The sequence below is a fragment of the Pseudomonas sp. P9_35 genome, assembly GCF_034008205.1.
Taxonomy (GTDB): domain Bacteria; phylum Pseudomonadota; class Gammaproteobacteria; order Pseudomonadales; family Pseudomonadaceae; genus Aquipseudomonas; species Aquipseudomonas kilonensis.
The window spans coordinates 3,467,333-3,487,387 of record NZ_CP125373.1 but is presented as its reverse complement, the minus strand read 5'-3'; the positions used below and the strand labels follow the sequence as shown (position 1 = coordinate 3,487,387).

The following is a 20,055-nucleotide window of genomic DNA, read 5'->3' as shown; positions in this document are numbered from 1 at the left end:
CAAGGCGCTGATTCGACAAACCCGCTTCTGACGTCCGCTCTCTCAACGGGTCATGTGCTCGTGTTCATGGCGAGTCCTTGAATGAGGTGGCTGCCGATGAAGCTGATTCAGTGCCGTTACTCATCTGGCCAGCGTGTACCGTTGCTCGTGCAGACCGGAGCGGCACATCTGCACGCAATCCAGGCTTTCTACACCTATGCCGAAACTCGAGGTCTGGATATCGATGAGACCATCTTGTCCTGCCATTTTTACGCGATTCTGGCTTTATTGGACGGCTACGCCATTTGGCTTCAAAGCAGTCGTCAAACCGACAACCTGGTCGCCCGAATCGGCAAAGCTGTAACGGTACTTTTTCCGCAGATCGATCGCGTCCCCGTGACCAGTACCTGCGGTGGCCTTTTGGTAGCGGTCTTTTGGCCTTCAAGCCACGGCATGTGCTTCTGAATGAATGTTGAGGAATAAGTGGACATTCCATGCTGACAGAGCAACGACATGATCATTGACACGGAGCCGGATCGTAGCCTTCATAAAATCATTCAGGATCATCTGCGGGTGGCCGCCCTCCTCTTTTGCAGCCTTTGAGCCTTGTCGCATTACAGTTCTGCCGCGAAGGTCTTGGCTTTCTTCGGCGTGACACCGTACCGTTGCTTGTAAACCTTGATGAAGTGGGAGGTATTTTCATATCCCACCTCCGCAGCTGCGTCGGTGACGGAATAATTTTTTGCCGTCAACAGCTGATGCGCGATGTCGACTTTTTTTTCGATGATCCAGCGGTTCGGGGTGGTGTTGTAGCTGCGCCTGAAGTCGCGGATAAAGGTCGATACGCTGCGTCCCGTCAGCAGCGCATAGTCTTCAATCTTCAGCTTGTGCGAATAGTACTGCTCCATGAAATCGGTGATGAGGCGGCGTTTGCGGCTGCCGCCGCAGGACAACTCGCGCAGGAAACGGAAGGACTTGTCCTGGATGGCGATCAGATGCAGTAGTTCGAGCAGTTTCAATTCCAGCAGCGCGTCGGAGCCCTCCGCGCCTTTGTAGACATAATTCAGCGAATCGATATAGCGCTGAATCTGTTCATTGGCGTGCAGGGTATAAGTGCCGTGTACGTTTTTCTGCGGGCTGTCCGTGTTCGAATTGCCTGTGCCGGGCGCTCGCGACAGGTATTTGGCGATCAGCTTGTCGTCGAAAAACAGCAGCACCGCCTCGAAGATATCTTTGCCAGTGACGTAGTCCGATACCGTATAAATACCTTTGGAGAGGAAAATCAAATGATTCTCGTCGACTACATTGGCCATGGCGTCATAGTCGCGAATAATCTGCTTGCCCTGCTTGATGTAGACGATCAACGGCGTGGCGATATAGATCGCCTTGTTTTCCAGGTTCGTTTCAAGCGTTTTATGGAGGATGGACGAGCTACCGTCAGCGAGGATAGGCTTTACGTTGCGCATCGAATAAAGCGCCGCCGGTACTACTTCGAGTGTCATTGCTATGGTTTCTCAACAAATTGGCCGCCCTATTTGGACAAGACGGTATCCAGTAGCGCGACACGCTGCTGCCCAAGCGAGTAGAACGTTCGGGAGGGAATAGGATATCCAGGAAAATAGCAGAAAATAAGTAACAGCAGTAGCGCGTGTATGCCCGAGCTGGCGCAGCCGGACTCGGCGCACGCGCCCTGCCGCTGACGTTACGGCATCAAACTTCGCTGAAGTAGCCGCTGACTGGCGCACTGCTCAGATGCTCGACGATGACCTTCCACTGACCGCTCGAGATCATCTGGTCGACGTGGGTGCCGTGCATTTCAGGCGAATCCCAGGCTTCCACCAGCGTGAACGCGAGCGGATCTTCCAAATGGTTGAGGATCTTGACCGTTTGACAACCGTCCACCTTCGGCAGATTGATCTTCACGTCGTTCATGATGTCCTTGAACGATTGCAGTTTTTCTTCTTTTACATTAAAGCTGATGATGAGATTGACAGGCATATTACTTCTCCAGTTAGGTTTTAATACAAGAAACATCGTCGATTGTAGGAACCGCAGATTGACTTTTCCTTTGCCATAATGCGCAGCTAGCGAAAAACCCTCTTTCGTTAGAGATCATTACGTAAAGTTTTTTGTGTCGATTCGATATGACGCAAAAAGTTCGCTATGAAAGCAACTACTATATATATAGCTAAAAAATGAAAATGATTAAAAATTATTAAAAATGCACGATTCCAGTCACTCTTGCGTTTTTTTTTGCGTGACGGCCGATGGCGTGTGGCGCCTGCGGGAACGGGGAGTCAGGCGTGGTAAAAAAACGGCCTATCTTTGGTTACGAGAGGGACGGACGCTTACGCCCAGCGGACGGGTTTCGAAAAAACAGCGCCCGGATGCTAGCTCCGGGCGCTGTCGTGAAGGGTTACGCTATGCAGGCATTAAGCGCTTTTGTATTTTTAATATTTGTCGGAGCGAACCCATTTGCCCAGATCTACGTTCCTCCAGCCGGGTGCGACTGCACTGGATAGTGCCCCTGAGCCCGTCCGTGATTTATCGATGGTTCCTATGTCGGAAAACGAAACCGTGTCGCGTTGACCTTCATAGACAGTACTTCTCAGCACGAACGTTCCGCTCTTCTCATCGATGCTTTCCAGTATGCCTTGTACGGCCAGTGGATTCCCGTTTCCGGTAGTTTTCACGCGCCAGACGAGCAGATATCGATTGAGTGATTGCTTGAGTTGGGCCGCCACTTGAACACGGGTGACATACTCATTGACATAAGCATCACACGCTTGCTTCACAGGGTTGGTGATATTTCTGATCTGCCGCTCCCTGTCATAGTATTCCTGATAGGAGTCTCCACTAGGCCCTTCGGAGGAGTAGATGACGTTTTGGCTTTCGAGGTGATGCTCGATGTCGGCCGAGGCCATTTCGGCGGCGGCAGCATCGGCAATGGCGTCGATGCCGTTCTTACCGGGTGCAGCCTTGGCTGCGTCATCGGTTACGGATTTGATGGCGTCGTTGATGAGGTTGTTGTCAGCATCTAGGGCCCCTTGGCGGGCGGTATAAGCTGCCTCGTAGGCGATGTAGGCAGCTTCAAGAGTTTTGTTATCTGCGCTCGCTTGAGCGGCCTCGAGTACCTTGAGGGCTTTGTCGTAGGCGACAATCGGCGCCCCCTGGTCGAGAGCGACAGTAAACACCCCCCAGACCAGTGCATACACCTGGGCATCCCGCAGCGCCCGCACCACATCAGGGTCAGTCGCAGCGTCCTTTTGTTCTGTGATGATAGCGAGGCGATTTTTTACCGCGTCGTAGGTTTTGCAGTCGCGAATACTTGAGAGCAACGCGTCCAGTTCTGTAGCCATAAAACGGACTCCTTGTCCGATCAAATTGGAAAAGCGCTGGTACTTCTGTTTGCCAGCCTGTCCATGTATAGGCCACCTTTTGAGAGGCTGCCACTGCCAGTTTGTTTTTTTCTTACAACGACTTACAGATGATTGGCCGGTAGATGGATCCGAAAGTGGACTTCGAAACGACACAGCGAACAGCCTAGGTTCTGCCCACCGTCCGCGCGGCATGGGGGATCTACGAAGTAGATTTTCTTCTCCCAGAAAAGAGCTGAACATGAGCAAGATGTTTCGCAGACGCTTACAAGTTCGTCGCACGGGGGATGATGGTGTGGAATCGCGTAAACCTGCTTACACTCATGCCGCGTCCGCAGGCTGCCAACCAGGCTGTTGTTACGGCATTGTCGAAACAAAATAGGGTATCCAACATCTTGCAGCCTTTGCCCTCCAACGCGCATCCTTTGGTCATGCGAGCGGCCAATACCGGCGTCAGAGCTGTCACCGGGTGCCGCGAGCAAAGCACCGAGGTGCGTCCTGAGTACGCTCATTCACTAGTAGTGAGTAAAAGCACGGCATTGCTCGGGCAAGAAAATTAGCAGTCGACGGACGACGAAACGTTTTGATCTTAGGGAAAGGATGACCCGATGCATGACCACTTGTGGCAGATATTCAGTCGCAGTTTTGGACGATCGAAGAAGGCTTCAAAAGCAGCACCGTTGCTAAATTTACCCACAGTTGCTGAGGTTGAAATCAGCAATCCGCCGTGGGTCAAATTGCAATTGGCAGGATGGGGCAATTTTCTATCAGCGCCAACAGCACGATGGCAGGGGTAGAAAAATGGCCTTTTTGTTGGTAGACGATCAACCCATCATCACCTATGCCTTGAGTGAACTGCTTAAGGACGCATTTCCCGATGCAACTCACATCGACGCGGCTGCCGATAGTCTGACAATGCTCAAATGTTTGACGAGCAAGCATTACGACTTTCTCATTCTGGATCTGAATATGCCTGGCGCCGGACAAAGTATCGCCATGCTACGGGCTGCGCTGAGTGAGGCGCCGCATCTCGGCGTGGTGGTCTTCTCGGGGAACAAGTCACCCTGCCTGGCGCTCGCTGCACTGGAACAAGGCGCTTGTGCTTACGTCTGCAAATCCAGCGGACATCGTATGATCATCGAGGCCATCCAAGCGCTCAAAGCTGGGAAGGCTTTTTGCGATCCGGCGATCGACCTTGGCAGCGCCCACAAGCATCCCTGGTATTCACTCAGCGACCTCGAGTGGCATGTCCTACTGTCGCTGGCCCGTGGCGAATGCTTGCACCTGGTAGCTAAACGCCAGAGCCGCGACTACAAGACCATCGCCGCTCACAAATACAACGCGCTGAATAAACTCGGACTGAGGACCGGCGTCGAGCTGGCGAATTATCTCGCTACGCAGGGATTGGGCTATCTACTCAACGATATGACGGTCGACTGCACGGATCCAAGCGGCGTAAAACGGCCATTACAGAACGTTTCTACGGCCAGTCGCAGGTGTTTCCACCCGTCACAGGAGCAGTAGCGCTGCAGCTGTTTTTCTGCGCTTGGTGTGAAGCGCGATCGTCCCGGAACACCGGGCGATCGCAACCGCGATCTCGGCAACTCGTCAGCCTCCCCTACCAGGACCAGCGCACTCCGACGCTAACCTGCTGCTGACTCACATCGTTGCCTCCCAGGTTCGCGCCTATTACCGAAGCTGTGCCAAATACCCTCAGATCTTGAGTGACCTGGGCCTCCAGCCCCACATCCAGCGTTGCGTTCAATCCCAGGTCATGCCCAGAGAAGTTCTGCCGAGTCCCGCCTGGCAGTGTGACTTCCAGGTTTGTCGAGTTCTCCCCCAGGGTGTCCTGCAACCCTACGGCCAGCCAAGGCGTTAGGGTCGCGCCGCCATCTGTCTTGACGGTCTTTTCGACGCGCACCGCGGTCCTCACTAACCCCAGTACATCGTCCTTTATATTCAGTTGCTTGCCGCTTGAGTCAGTCTTGTCGTCCCAGCGCATTTGGATGGCACTCGCTTGGAACTGCGGCTCCACTACCCATCCGTTGCTCAGGGGATATCTGTGCCCCACTTGTCCACTGAGACTCAAGATGTCGCCGCGTATCTGCTCACTGAAGCCATCGGCCGAGCGGACATGTGTATCGGGCAGCAGAACCGTCAGGCTCATGTCGGCATAGGTGCCGTTCTGCCAATCCAGGCTTCCATAGGCGCCAAACGCCAGTGCTTCCATGTCCACATTGGATCTGCCCACACTCACCAGACCGGTCGAACTGTCGCCTGTGGTCGAGTAATTGCCCTGCTGCTGGCCGATGAACAGGCCACCACGCAAGCGGTAAGCCTGTTCGTCCACAAACAGGTGGTCATAGCCGGCATATAGCCCTGTGCTGTTGCCATCGAATTCAAACCCCGGATTCGATTCCATCGACAAGTGACTGCCGATGGTGGCCAGCCACAGCCCTTCGCAGGTGCCGAACCACTCCAGACCAATGCGCGTGCGTTCTTCCTCGCTGCGATTGCAGTAAGGGTTATCTCCACGGCCTCCGGCCATGCGGTCAAACAGCAGTCGGTTGTTATCCAGAGTCATGCTGTAGCCGATATCCGGCACCACCGTATAGCCGGGAATCTCCGGCAACAGCAGCTTGTCGGCCGAACTCAAATACCAGTCCGAGTCGTTCTTGCCCTGAGCGAAATTCCAAGCCAGGACACTGCCGTTTAAACGCACGGTCTGGTCCGAAACGAAGCCTCCGGCGGTTGACGGATTGTCATTGGGGCTGCTGATGACTCGGATCGTTGCCCCTGGCTGGGCCTCAGTACCATCGTTGGCGAAACTGACGCGAGTCGTACCGACCACATCACCGCCTATGTCCAACCCACCAGACGTACCGGCGGAGGCAGCGACCTGCACGTCGAGGGCACCGTTACCGCTGTAGTCGCCGCTGATCGCCAGACGGTGCGATCCGACATCAATCTGGCCGTCGTTATGAACGCTTCCTCCAACATTTGCACCGGCGCGCGCGAGCAGGCGCGAAGTGCTGCCAATGGTCAGTAGACCACCGTTCAGGTCGAGCGGACTGGCCAGCGAGAAGACGCTGCTGTCGGCTAATTCCACCCGCTCCCAATTGTTCAGCACCGGAGCACCGGTACTGAGGTCCAGACCGCTGAAACTGAGGCGGTCATCGCCATCCCCCCCACCCAGACTGCGTAGACCGCTCAGATCGCCGCCGATGAAGCTGACCGAGTCATTACCGGCACCGAAGTCCAGCATGCCGCGCACAGTGCCTCTCGAGGTGAAGCTATCATCTGCGGCGGTGCCGCTGTAACTGCCCTGCGCGTCGAGCGTGGCACCGCCGGCGACCGTCGTGTTTTGCGCCACGACGCTGCCGTTGGCGCCCACGATCAAGGTGCCGGCGAGCACATTGACCGTGATGAATTCCGACCCCAACGGGCCGTTGATGTTGAGCACGCCGACATCGGTCTTGTTCAGGGTCTCGAAGCTCTGCACCGCGCCCAGGTCAGCACTCACCGAGATGTCGGCATTGAAGACGTCAGTGCCTGCACCTGCTGCCACCGTGCCCAGGAGGTTGGTGCCATCGTGGATGGTCAGCGTATCGTCGCCATCACCCAATGCAAAGATCCCGCTCCCGGTATCGAGTGTGCCGGCGACATCCAGCACGTCGTTACCCGCACCCAGATCGCCGCTGGCCAGCAGCGTGCCGCCCGCACCGATCGACACCGTATTGGTGCCGGCGCTACCGGTGAGCGTCGCGACCGTGCCACCGACTGCCTGCAACCTGCCATCGACATTCAGCGTGGTGTTGTCACCCAGCGTGACGGTCGGCGTATTCAACGTGCCATTCACGTTCAGGGTGCCGGCATTGAGCGCGGTACCACCAGAGAAGTTACTGGTGCCGACCAGGGTCGCGACGCCGATATTGTCTTTGGTGAGGAATTCGAAGTTGGTTGTGTTGACGCTGTCGAATGTCATCGACGCGGCATTGTTCAACACCACCGTATCGCCGATGGCGTGGCCGCCGCCGTCAATCACGGCAGCCAGCACCGCGCCGTCGTTCAAGGTCAGCGTGTCGTCACCGTCACACAGATCGATGGTGCCGCTACCACTGACGGTACCCGACACGCTCATCGTGTCGTTGCCGGCACCGCAGCCGTAGCTGCCATCCACATTCAACGTCGCACCGCTGCCCACCACGGTAGCGAGCGTGTTGCCAGCGGTCGCCACCACGCCGGCGTTGGGGCCGACATTCAGGGTACCGCCCAGCACGCTGACTTCCTGGAGATCGGTTGCGCCCGGCCCGTTGATGTTGAGCACGCCGGTTCCGGTCTTGGTCACACCTTCGAAGTTCAGCAATTCGCCCAGGTTGGCGGTCAGGTTGATGTCGTAGACGCGGGTGTCCAGCCCTGCGCCGCCATCGACCGTGCCCAGCACCACAGTGGCGTCGTGGACCACGAAACGGTCGTCGCCATCACCCAATGCAAAGGTCCCGCTCCCGGTGTCGAATGTGCCGGCGACATCCAGCACGTCGTTGCCCGCGCCCAGGTCGCCACTGGCCAGCAGCGTGCCGCCCGCACCGATCGACACCGTATTGGTGCCGGCGCTGCCGGTGAGCGTCGCGACCGTGCCACCGACTGCCTGCAACCTGCCGTCGACATTCAGCGTGGTGTTGTCACCCAGCGTGACGGTCGGCGTATTCAACGTGCCATCCACGTCCAGGGTGCCGGCATTGAGCGCGGTCCCGCCGGAGAAGGTACTGGTGCCGACCAGGGTCGCGACGCCGATATTGTCTTTGGTGAGGAATTCGAAGTTGGTTGTGTTGACGCCGTCGAATGTCATCGAAACTGCGTTGTTCAACACGACAGTATCGCCGGCGCCATTCGTGCCACCGTCGATGACGTTGTTCAGTACCGCGCCATCGTTGAGGGTCAGCGTGTCGTCACCGTCACACAGATCGATGGTGCCGCTACCACTGACAGTGCCCGACACGCTCATCGTGTCGTTGCCGGCACCGCAGCCGTAGCTGCCGTCCACATTCAACGTCGCACCGCTGCCCACCACGGTAGCGAGCGTGTTGCCAACGGTCGCCACCACACTGGCGCTGGGGCCGACATTCAGGGTACCGCCCAGCACGCTGACTTCCTGGAGATCGGTTGCGCCCGGTCCGTTGATGTTGAGCACGCCGGTTCCGGTCTTGGTCACCCCTTCGAAGTTCAGCAATTCGCCCAGGTTGGCGGTCAGGTTGATGTCGTAGACGCGGGTGTCCAGCCCCGCGCCGCCATCGACCGTGCCCAGCACCACAGTGGCGTCGTGGACCACGAAACGGTCGTCGCCATCACCCAGTGCAAAGGTCCCGCTCCCGGTGTCGAATGTGCCGACGACATCCAGCACGTCGTTACCCGCGCCCAGATCGCCATTGGCCAGCAGCGTGCCGCCCGCACCGATCGACACCGTATTGGTGCCGGCGCTGCCGGTGATCGTCGCCGCCGTACCGCCGACTGCCTGCAACCTGCCGTCGACATTCAGCGTGGTGTCGTCACCCAGCGTGACGGTGAGTGTATTCAACGTGCCATCCACGTCCAGGGTGCCGGCATTGAGCGCGGTCCCGCCGGAGAAGGTACTGGTGCCGGCCAGGGTCGCGACGCCGATATTGTCCTTGGTGAGGAATTCGAAGTTGGTTGTGTAGCCGCTGTCGAATGTCATCGAAGCTGCGTTGTTCAACACGACAGTGTCGCCGGCGCCATTCGTGCCGCCGTCGATGACGTTGTTCAGCACCGCGCCATCGTTGAGGGTCAGTGTGTCGTCGCCGGCGGCCAGGTCGATGCTGCCACTGCCGCTGACCGTTCCGGACACGTCGAAGCTGTCGTTGCCCGCACTACCGGTGTAGCTGCCATCGACATTCAAGGTCGTGCCACTCGCCACCGTCGTGGTGAGCACGCCGTTGATCGCACCGCCGGCACCGATGTCCAGCGTGCCCCCCTCCACATTGACGACAGTGAAGCTCGAGCTCGTCGGCCCATCGACGTGGAGCGTGCCTGTGTTGGTCTTGGTCAGGGTCTCGAAATTAATCGCCCCGCCCAACGTGGCGATGCCTGTGATGTCCGCCAGGAAGGTATCAGTGCCCGCCCCTCCGTCCACGGCATTCGCCAGGCCCGACAGATCGGCGCCGTCCTGGACAGTGAAGGTGTCGTCGCCGTCGAGCAGGTCCACGGTACCCGTACCGGTTACCATACCGGCTACGATCATAGTGTCGTTACCGCTCGTGCCGGTGAAGCTGCCGTCCACGTTCAACGTCGCGCCGTTGCCGACCGTGGTGTCCTGCACCGATACCGTGGCGCTTGGACTGATATTCAGCGTGCCGCCGAGCACGTCGACTTGCAGCAGGTCGGTCGCGGCGGGGCCGTTGATGTTAAGAGTGCCGATACCGGTCTTGGTCACGCCTTCGAAGTTGACCAATGCGCCCAGATCGGCGGTCAGGTTGATGTTGTAGACGCGGGTGTCCAGGCCGGCACCACCGTCGATGGTGCCGATGATATTGGTGCCGTCGTGCACGATGAAGCTATCGTTGCCATCGCCCAGCGCGAAGGTTCCGCCCTGCGTGTCGAGCGTGCCGACCACGTCGAGCACATCGTTGCCGGCGCCCAGGTCGGCGCTGGCGAGCAACGTTCCGCCCGCCCCCACAGCCACGGTGTTAATGCCCACGCTGCCGGTGATTGTCGCGGCCGTGCCACCCGCGCCCTGCAGCGAACCATCGACATTGAGCGTCGTGTTGTCGGCAAGCGTCACGGTCGACGTAGTCAGGGCACCGTCCACATCCAGCGTACCGCCGTTGATGGTGGTGCCGCCGCTGAAGCTCTGTGTCCCGGTTAACGTCGCCGTGCCGGTGTTGTCCTTCTGAAGCAATTCGAAGTTGATCGTGTTGCCGGCGTCGAAGCTCAATACATTGGCGTTGTTCAGCACGACGATGTCGCCTGCGCCATGCGCGCCGCCGTCGATGACGTTGTTCAGCAGCGCGTCGTCGTTGAGGGTCAGCGTGTCGTCGCCGGCGGCCAAGTCGATGGTACCAGTGCCACTGACCGTACCGGACACATCGAGGCTGTCGTTGCCCGCGCTGCCTGTGTAGACGCCATCGACATTCAAGGTCGCGCCGCTTGCCAGCGTCGTGGTGACCACGCCGTTGATCGCGCCGGCGGCACCGACATCCAGCGTGCCGCCGAGGACATTGACCGTGGTGAACGACGAAGACGCCGGGCCGTCGACATTGAGCGTGCCGATGTTGGTCTTGGTCAGCGTCTCGAAGTTGACCACGCCACCCAGGATCGCACTGCCGGCGATGTCGGCCAATACCGTATCCGTTCCGTTTCCGCCACTCAGCGCGTTGGCCAGACCCGACAGGTCCGCGCCGTCGTTTAGGGTCAACGTGTCGTCGCCGTCACACAGATCGATGGTGCCGCTGCCTGTCACCGCGCCGCCAACAGTCATTGTGTCGTTGCCGGTGCCGCAGCCGTAACTGCCGTCCACGTTGAGGGTGGCGCCACTCGCAACAAGGGTACTGAACGGACTACCGTCGTCGGGCCCCGCCACGATGCCATCCGGCCCGATGTTCAACGTGCCCTCCAGCACGTTGACGCTCTGGATGGTAGACGGGAACAACACGCCGTCGGTATCGCCGTTGATGTTGAGGGTGCCGCTCCCGGTCTTGGTCAGGACTTCGAACTGCACCAGTGCGCCGAGATCAGCGGTCAGGTTGATATCGGCGATGGCGGTGTCGGTGCCGTCGCCGCCGTAGACGACGCCATCCACCCTCCCCCCATCGTGCAGAGTGAACAAATCGTCGCCGTCGCCCAGCGAGAGCACGCCGCTGAAGTTGCCGCCATTCGTGTTGAGTTCACCGTACACGTCCAACACGTCGTTGCCGCCCGCCAAGTCGCCTGTCGCGAACAGCAAGCCGCCAGCCCCGATCGTTACCGTGTTGACGTCATCGTCACCTAAGATGACCGCTTCGGCGCCATTGGAGCCTCGTACCACGCCGTCAACGTTGAACGTCGTGCCGCCGAGCAGAAGCATATTCGACGTCTCCAGCGTGCCGTCTACATCCAGCGTGCCCGCCATCACATTAACGCTGTTGAAACCCTGTGTTCCGATCAGGGTCGCGATACCCGCGTTTTCCTTTTGCAGGCGCTCGAAGTTGGTCGTGTTGCCAGCGTCGAACGTAAAGGCATTGGCGTTGTTCAGCAGCACAATATCGCCGACGGTTATGGAGTTGCCGCCGCTGACGACGTTGCTCAGTACCGCGCCGTCGTTGAGGGTCAGCGTGTCATCGCCGTCACACAGGTCGATGGTGCCGGTGCCCGACACCGTGCCGGACACTGTCATGGAATCGTCGCCATCGCCGCAGCCATAGCTGCCGCCGACGTTCAAGGTGGCGCCGCTGCCAACCACGGTGCTGAGCGTGCTGCCCAGGGTCGCCGTCACGCTGCCGGCGGGCCCGATGTTCAACGTACCGCCCAGCACGCTGACTTCCTGCAGATCGGTCGCGCCGGGGCCGTTGAGGTTGAGAGTGCCGGTACCGGTCTTGGTCACGCCTTCGAAGTTGACCAACTGGCCCAGGTCGACGGCCAGATTGATGTCGTAGACGCGGGTGTCCACGCCGGCGCCACCGTCGATGGTGCCGATGACATCAGTGCCGTCGTGCACCGTGAAGGTGTCGTCGCCATCGCCCAGCGCGAAGGTTCCGCCCAGCGTATCGAGCGTGCCAACCACATCGAGCACATCGTCGCCGGCCCCAAGGTCGCCGGTCGCGTCCAGCGTGCCATTGACCGCCACCGTATTGATGCCGGCGCTGCCAGTAATCGTCGCGGCCGTACCGCCCGCGCCCTGCAGCGAACCATCGACATTGAGCGTCGTATTGTCGACAAGCGTCACGGTCGGCGTAGTCAGTGCGCCTTCCACATCCAGCGTGCCGCCATTGATCGCGGTGCCGCCGCTGAAGCTCTGTGTCCCGGTCAGCGTCGCCGTGCCGGTGTTGTCCTTCTGCAGGAATTCGAAGTTGACGATGTTGTCGCCATCGAGGGCAAGTGCACCGGCGTTGTTCAACATCACCGTGTCGCCTGCGCCATGCGCGCCACCGTCGAGTGGATTGGCCAGCCCACTCAGGTCAGCGCCGTCGTTCAAGGTCAGTACATCGTCGCCGCCAAGCAGGTTGATCGTGCCCGTGCCATTGACCGTGCCCGACACTGTGAATGTGTCGTTGCCTGCGGTGCCTTGGTACGTCCCGTCCACGGTCATGGTCGCGCCCGAGGACACCACGGTGGTCTGCGGATCGACGATCGTCCCCGGGGCGATGTTCAGCGTCCCGCCCTGCACCAGCACCGTATCGAACTGCGAAGTCACCGGGCCGTTGATGTTGAGCGTGCCGACATTGGATTTGATCAGGGTTTCGAAATTGACCGCGCCCCCCAGGGCCGCGGTGGTGGCGATGTCAGCCGTCAGCGTATCGATGCCGAGGCCGCCGTTGATCGCCGTCGTCAGACCGCTTAGATCAGCGCCATCCTGTAGCGTTAACTGATCGTCGCCATTGAGCATGTCGACGGAGCCTGTGCCCGCTACATTGCCGGCAACGGTTAGGCTGTCAGAACTTGTGGTGAAACCCAGGCTGCCGTTGACGTTCAGCGCCGCGCCGCTGGCGACCGTCGCGTCGGATACGCCGGTGAAGCCGGCAGCGGCATTGATGTTCAATATGCCGGCCAGCACGTTGACGGTCGTGAAGTCCGAACCCGTAGGGCCATTGAAGTTGAGTGCGCCGACACCGGTCTTGGTCAGGGTTTCAAACCCTTGCACTGCACCCACGTCTGCGCTGGTACTGATATCAGTGGCGAAAGTATCGGTGCCCGTACCCGCCGTCACGGCGCCGATGATGTGGGTGCCGTCGTGGATGCTCAGCGTGTCATCGCCGCCGCCGAGTGCGAAAGTACCACCGCCGGTGTCGAGCGTGCCGGCCACGTCCAGGACATCGTTGCCGCCATCCAGATCGCCACTGGCGACCAGGTTGCCGCCAGCCCCCACCGTCAAAGTATTCGCGCCGGCACTGCCGGTGAGCGTGGCCGCTGCTCCGCCAACACCCTGCAGCGAGCCATCGACATCGAGCGTCACATTGTCGGCCAGACTCACCAATGGCGTTTCCAGCGCACCCACCACATTCATCCCGCCGCCGTTGATCGTGGCACCGACACTGAAGCTTGTACTGCCGGTCAGGGTGGTGACGCCGCTGTTCTGCTTGAGCAGGCTTTCGAAACCCGCGGTCGCGCTGCCGTTGAAAGTCAGCGCCAAGGCATTGTCGAGCAGCAACTGGTCGTTGCCGATTCCGGCGTTGATGCCCACGCCGCTGATCGCGGCGCCGTCACGCAGGGTCAAGGTTTCGTCCCCCGCACCCAGATCGAGGGCGGCGCCACCAGTGTTGAGCGTCCCTGCGAGGATGACGTTGTCGGTGCCGTTGCCAAGGCTGCCGTTTGCTTGCAGCGTCGCGCCGCTGTTGATGTTGATTGTGTTGGCGCCGGCGCTGCCGGTGAGGATGGCGGTCGTCCCGCTCATGCCCCGCACTGTCCCATCCACGTTCAAGGTGGTGGCGTCCGTCATCGCGAGGGTCGAGGTATCAAGCGTGCCGTTCACATCCAGCGTGCCGCCGTTGATCGCGGTACCGGCACTGTAATTCTGGTTACCGGTCAAGGTCAGCGTGCCCGCGCTCTGCTTGGTCAGTTGCTCGAAGCCACTGAAACCACCGAAGGTCTTCGCCAGGACGTCGTTGATCACCAGGCTGTCGGCGGTACCGGCACCCGCGTCGACGCCGGCGCCGTTGATCACGCCGTCATTGATGCTCAGGGTGTCGTTGCCAGCGCCCAGGTTCAACACCGCGGCCCCCATATCCAATGTGCCGGTCACGGTAAGGGCATCGCTGCCGTCGCCCAGGTCGCCGCTGGCGCGCAGGGTCGCACCGCTGTTGACGTTGATCGTGCTGGCGCCTGCGTCACCGGTGATTGCGGCTGTCGTTCCGCCCGCCGCCTGCACGGTGCCGTCCACGTTGAGGGTGGAGGTGCCAGTCATGGCGACGGAGCCGGTGTTCAGCACGCCATTCACGTCCAGTGTGCCCGCGCTCACCGTGGTGGCGCCGATGCTGTTGTCCGCGGTCAGCGTGGTGGTGCCGGTGCCGATTTGAGCAAAAGTACCCGGACCGCTCAGGGTGGCATTGAAGATGACCGTGTCACTGCGGTTCATCGACAACCTCGAGGTCGCCGCATCGACGATCACGTTGCCGGTGCCGAGATTGCCCGACGTGTTGCCGTCGCCGATCGTCAGGTTGCCGTCGTTGATGACGGTGTTGCCGGTGTACGTGTTATTGCCGGTCAGGGTCCAGGAGCCGCTGCCGTTCTTGGCCAGCGTGGTGATACCGGTGCCGCTGTTGCCGATCACACCGGCCACGGTGTTGTTGCCAGTGTTGGTGCCGCCCAGGGCAACGGTGCGCGCCAAGTTCGGACTCAATAGCCCGATCGTGCCGGTATTGGTGAAGTTGACTGCGCCCGTACCCGACGACTCGAGGAACGAAACGCCGCTCGCCAGCGTGAACAGTCGATTGCTGCTGTCGCCCGCGCCGGTGTAGCGCAGGGTCGAGCCATTGCCGATCACCAGATTGGAGGCCGCACTGGACGCTGCACCGATACCGCTGGCCGCGCCGCCATTGCTGAGTTTGCTGACCCCAAGCACGCCGCCGCTGATGGTGGTGACACCGGTGTAGCTGCTGTTATTGTTGGTCAGGATCCAGGTGCCGGTGCCGGTCTTGGTCAGCGAGCTGACGCCCGCGCCGTTGTTGTCGAGCTGTGCCGACAGCGTGTTGTTGTCGGTGTTGGTACCGTTAAGCGTCAACGTGCGCGCGACGCCGGTGCCGCTCAACGCAATGGCGCCGACGCTGGTCAGGTTCCATGCGCCTGTGCCCGAGGAATCCAGCGTGCCACCGCCCGCGCCGAGCGTGAACAAGCGGTCGCTGCTTTGGCCCGCGCCGCTGTAAGACAGGGTGGCGCCACCGTTGATGACCAGATTGCTTGCGGCCGCGCTGCTGGCTCCGGTACCACTGTTGCTGCCGCCGTCGGCCACGCAGTCGACGGCCAGGGTTCCGCCGTTGATGGTAGTGGTGCCGGTGTAGCCGTTGTTGCATCCGGTCATTCGCTGGGTCTGCGCGCCGTTCTTGACCAGGTTGCCGGTGCCATTGATGTTGCCTGCATAGGCAACGCCAGCTGTATTGTTGCCGGTGTTGATCGTCAGCGTCTGCCCGCCCAGGTTGATGTTGCCGCCCGTGGTGCCGCCACCTTGCAACCAGGTGAACGACGGATTGAAACCGTTCGCATCCAGCGTGGCGCCAGCCACGTTACCCATGTTCAGGTAGCCGCTGCCAAAGGCCGTGGCTGAGCCGGCGCGCAGGATACCGGCCTGATCAACCACCGTGCCGCCGGTATACGTATTGTTGCCGGACAGCACCACCGTGCCGGGCCCTCTCTTGTACAGGGTGCCGGCGCCACCCACCGCTCCACTGATGCCCAGGGTGGTCGCCGCATTGGTGACGTTAAGCACGCCAAACCCGCTCTGTATTGTGAGTCCGTGATCGATGTTGACGCTGCCACCGGTGTAATTGAGAGAACCGCTATTGAACAGTAGGTTGGAAGCAGCGCCAGTCGCTGCGCCAATACCGCTTGCCTGCCCGCCATTGGCCAGACAATCGACGGTAATCTGGCTGCTGCTGTTGATGGCGGTGGCGCCGGTGTACGTATTGTTGCAACCGGACATGACCTGAACGCCACCAGCCTGCGTGTAGCCGCCGCTACCGCTGATGACTCCGCCGTAGCTCCCGCCGGCAAGCGCCGTTAGTGTGGCGGAGCCCAAGTTCACGTTGCCAAGACCCTGGAGCGCCCCGATCGAGGTGTTGAAACCATTGAGATCCGCCGTGGCTCCGCTCGCCACGCTCAGGTTGTTATTTGTGCTGCCAAAAGCCGTGGTAGACCCTGCGCGCAGCGTGCCGGCAGTGACCGAGGTACCGCCCGAGTAGGTATTGGTGCCGGAGAGCACCAGGGTGCCCGCCCCGTCCTTGCGAAAACCATCATCACCCACTGCCGTACCGCTGACAGTCAAGGTGGTGGCCGCGTTGCTGACACCAATGGCACCCACGCTGCCGCCAGCACCGGGGGTGCCGACGGTGAAGCCACGATCAGTGCTGGTCGTACCACCGAGGTAATCGAGTGTGCCGCCATTGAGGATGAGATTGCCCGAGGCATTGCTGGACGCACCGATGCCACTGACCAGGCCGCCAGCGGCCAGGGTGTTGACCGCCAGCGTGCCGCCGGTGACGGAGGTGATGCCGGTGTAGTCGTTGCCCGCGTTGCCCAGCGTCAGCGTGCCGGCGCCGGTCTTGGTGAAATTGGCGCCATCGGTGCTGGTGACCAGGCCGTTGAAACTCAGGTTGCTGGCGGCACTGGTGACATCGACGGTACTGCCCAGGATTGCGCCGGATTTGGCGATGGTGAAACCGCGGTCGCTGGTCGTCGTAAGACCGGTGTAGCGCAGTGTGCTGCCTCCCAGGAACAGGTTGGACGACGCCGCAGACGAGGCGCCGATGCCGCTCGCCGTACCGCCGTTGGTGATGTTGCCGACCGAGAGGATCCCCTGCGATACGGTGGTGGCGCCGGTGTGGGTGTTGTTGGCATTAGTCAGCGTGACCAGCCCGGTGCCGGCCTTGGTGAAGCCAATGCTGCCGCCGTTATCGACGATCTGGGACGCGATGGTAAAGTTTCCGGTTCCGTTCTGCTGGATACCCAGCACACCACCGCCGGAGGTACCGGTGAGCGAACCTCCCGTGATTGTCTGATTGGTGGCCCCGACCGACGGCGCGACGATGATGGTGCCGTCCACACCTAGGGTATTACCGGCGCCCACGGTCACGGTGGAGTTGGCTGCCGCGGTGTACTGCAAGCCGCCGATCTGCTTGCTGCCGCTCACCGTGCCGGAATAAGGCGAGTTCGCAGTGCCACCGGCATCGCTGAGGATCTCGTTGTTCAGCCAGGTGGACGCATTGTCCTTGTTGACATAGTCAGCCGTGGTGAAAGCAAGGATGTTGCCACCGACCACCTTGGCGTAATTGGTGCCATTGACCGTGGCCCAACCGCCCAGGGTGCTATTGGTGGTGGTGAGGTTGCCGCTGCCCGGCAGGTTGAAGTTGACCAGGCCACTGGTGCGGGTGATCGCCCCCAGGTTGAGCGCCATGCTGCCGCCGGTGCCGGATGTCGCGCCGATCGTGTTGTTGCCTCCGGTGACGGAGAGACCGTTGAACGTCTGCGTGTTGGCCTCGCCAGCAGCACCGATCGCATTGAGCACCCCGCCGCCCATGTTCAGGGTCGAGGCGCTGGAAATGATGTTGCTGGTGGGCGCGGTGGCTGCACCGTAGTCCAACCGCAGCGTGCCGCCGTTGATCGTGGTCGCGCCCGTATAGGTGTTGGTCCCAGTGAGGGTCTGCGTGCTGGCTCCGGTCTTGACGAGGCCGCCGCTGCCGGTGATGTTGCCGGCGTAGGCGGTACTGATACCTGCAGCAGCATTCAGGGTCAACGTCCCCGATCCCAGGTCGACGGTGCCGCCCGTACCGGCCAACGAGGAAAGCGTGATGTTCAGATCGTTGAGGTCCAGCGTACCCCCGCTGTTCACGGCGACCCCACTGGTTGCTCCAAAGGCCGTGGTGCTACCGGCGCGGAGCGTGCCGCCATTGACCGTGGTGCTGCCGGTGTAGGTATTGGCGCCACTGACCACCCAGGTGGAGGCGTCGCTCTTGGCCAGGCCGCCCGTACCAGAAATGACGCCCGAGAAGAGGTTGTCGGTACCCACGTAACTGCCGCCGAGCGTGCCGGTGTTGGTGAGCGCCAGGGTGCCGCTGAGCGCAAGCGCGCCGGTGCCGTCGTTGTTGATCGCGCCGCCGTTTAGCCCCCATGTCCGATTGCTGCTGTCGCCAGCGCCGGTGTAGGTGACAGCGCCATTGGTGATGCCAATGCCATTCCCCACCGCGCCGGCGCCAAAGGAACTGGCGGTGCCGATGTCCTTGAACGAACCGGCCCGCACGGTTACGCCGTTGATGCCGGTCGCGGTCGTATACGTATTGACGTTGCCAAGCGTGATGGTTCTTCCGGCGCTACCGGTATAGGAGACCAACCCATTGCCTGAAATGATGCCCAGCAATGACATGTCGGCCGAATTGGCATTGAAGTTAGTTCCATAGGTGCTACCACCGGCCACAACCATGTTGCCGGTCAGTGTCAACGCGCCCGTCCCAATGTTGCGGAAGGTGAGCGGCGCCACGGTGCCCGCGGCGTTGAGTTGCCAGTTGCGGTTGGAACTGCTGCCACTACCGGTATAACTCAGTGTTGCACCAACGCCACCGCCGGACCCAAGCGTGATGGTGCCATTGGCCACCGTCGTTGCCGCACCCAGGGAACTGGCCACGCCCAGATCGGCGATGGAGTTGAACGAAAAGCTACCGCCATTCCCATTGCCGAAAATGGTCGCCCCGGTATAGGTGCTAGCGGCGTTGGTGAGGCTGACACCGCTATTGAGCCTGAGTCCGCCTGCGCCGGTGAAGCGGGCCGAACCCACGCCGGCGCCGCTCAGCAGGACGCTGCCGCTGGTGAGGGTGATGTTCCGGCTCGTGGCGAGGGCACCTGTACTGCTCAAGCTTGTGCCGCCGGCAATGGTGACGCCGTTGCCCGCCGCACCCAGCGCGGAATCGCCGTTGAGGGCCAGGCCGCCGGCATTGACCACAACACCACCGCTGAAGGTGTTGGCGCCGTTGAGACTGAGGGTACCGGTCCCCGCCTTGGTCAAACCCGCGCTGCCAGCCAGGATCGAGTTGATCGTGGCTGCGCCAGTGACGGTGATGGTGGGCGTGATCCCCCCCAGGGTCAGGGTGCTGCCGTTGAGCGTGTAACCGGTGCTCTGGAAGGTGAGGTTGTGCACGGTGATCGGCGTGCCCAGGGTCACGGTGCCGGCGGTGCCACCGAAGAAGGCGTCGTCCAGGGCGGCGTTGTTCCAGATGCTGTAGGGGCCGCTGACACCGTCGTTGTTGGGACTCCAGAAAGCGCCGGAAAGACTCCAGGTGCCGGTACCACCGGAGCCCAGTGCCGTGCCGTTGGTATCCCAATACCGATCGGCTGCCTGCAGCATCGAGCTGAACGCCATGCCCACCGACAGCAACAAGGCGAGTATTCGGAGCCTGCGACCCCGCCGCCCACCGCTGCGACCTTTGCCATGGGATTTCGCATACTCGCTGACTGCTACGAAAGTACCTGCACGTCCATTCCAGACAAGGCGAAATACATGATTCATGGACTTTCCCTTTTTTCTTATTGGGTGTGCCCTGCCGAGCTTCCCGCTCAACAGATGCGCGCTGACCGCCCCACGCAGCAAATGCACACCGATACGTCAAATCTAGGCAGAAATATCACTAAGAAAATTCTGAAAATGCGCAATTGCCCGTAGCGTCGCCCAACAGGCGGTCGGAGAAATGCCCAGCGGCACATGAATTGATTGGCTAAAGTTTGCGAGCGCTCTGGAGGTTGCGCACCCTCGGGGGGCGGTTCGCGCGCGCAATGCCGAAAAAAAGAAGCTATC

General features: G+C 60.7%; 6 protein-coding genes. 2 read left to right on the top strand and 4 right to left on the bottom strand.

Annotated features, from left to right (window positions below; translation table 11 throughout):
* Positions 1 to 96 precede the first annotated feature (96 nt).
* Positions 97 to 444, top strand: a complete 348-nt coding sequence (locus QMK47_RS15165; protein ID WP_258687944.1) for a hypothetical protein — start codon at positions 97 to 99, stop codon at positions 442 to 444.
* Positions 445 to 593: 149 nt separating this feature from the next.
* On the opposite strand, the gene QMK47_RS15160 is transcribed toward QMK47_RS15165, so the two are convergent.
* The 3 genes from QMK47_RS15160 to QMK47_RS15150 form a co-directional block, all read right to left on the bottom strand.
* Entirely contained in the window at positions 594 to 1,481 is an 888-nt protein-coding gene (locus QMK47_RS15160; RefSeq protein WP_253474843.1) for a helix-turn-helix domain-containing protein, read from the bottom strand.
* Between the two features lie 208 nt (positions 1,482 to 1,689).
* Positions 1,690 to 1,977, bottom strand: a complete 288-nt coding sequence (locus QMK47_RS15155; protein WP_253474841.1) for a putative quinol monooxygenase — start codon at positions 1,975 to 1,977, stop codon at positions 1,690 to 1,692.
* A gap of 452 nt (positions 1,978 to 2,429) precedes the next feature.
* Complete coding sequence (locus QMK47_RS15150; RefSeq protein ID WP_320388624.1) at positions 2,430 to 3,338, bottom strand: hypothetical protein; 909 nt, start codon at positions 3,336 to 3,338, stop codon at positions 2,430 to 2,432.
* 819 nt (positions 3,339 to 4,157) lie between these two features.
* Here QMK47_RS15150 and QMK47_RS15145 point away from each other — a divergent pair.
* Entirely contained in the window at positions 4,158 to 4,880 is a 723-nt protein-coding gene (locus QMK47_RS15145) for a response regulator transcription factor (protein ID WP_320388622.1), read from the top strand.
* A gap of 94 nt (positions 4,881 to 4,974) precedes the next feature.
* On the opposite strand, the gene QMK47_RS15140 is transcribed toward QMK47_RS15145, so the two are convergent.
* Positions 4,975 to 19,770: an autotransporter-associated beta strand repeat-containing protein gene (locus QMK47_RS15140; protein ID WP_320388621.1), complete on the bottom strand. Its 14,796-nt coding sequence runs from the start codon at positions 19,768 to 19,770 to the stop codon at positions 4,975 to 4,977.
* Positions 19,771 to 20,055: the final 285 nt, after the last annotated feature.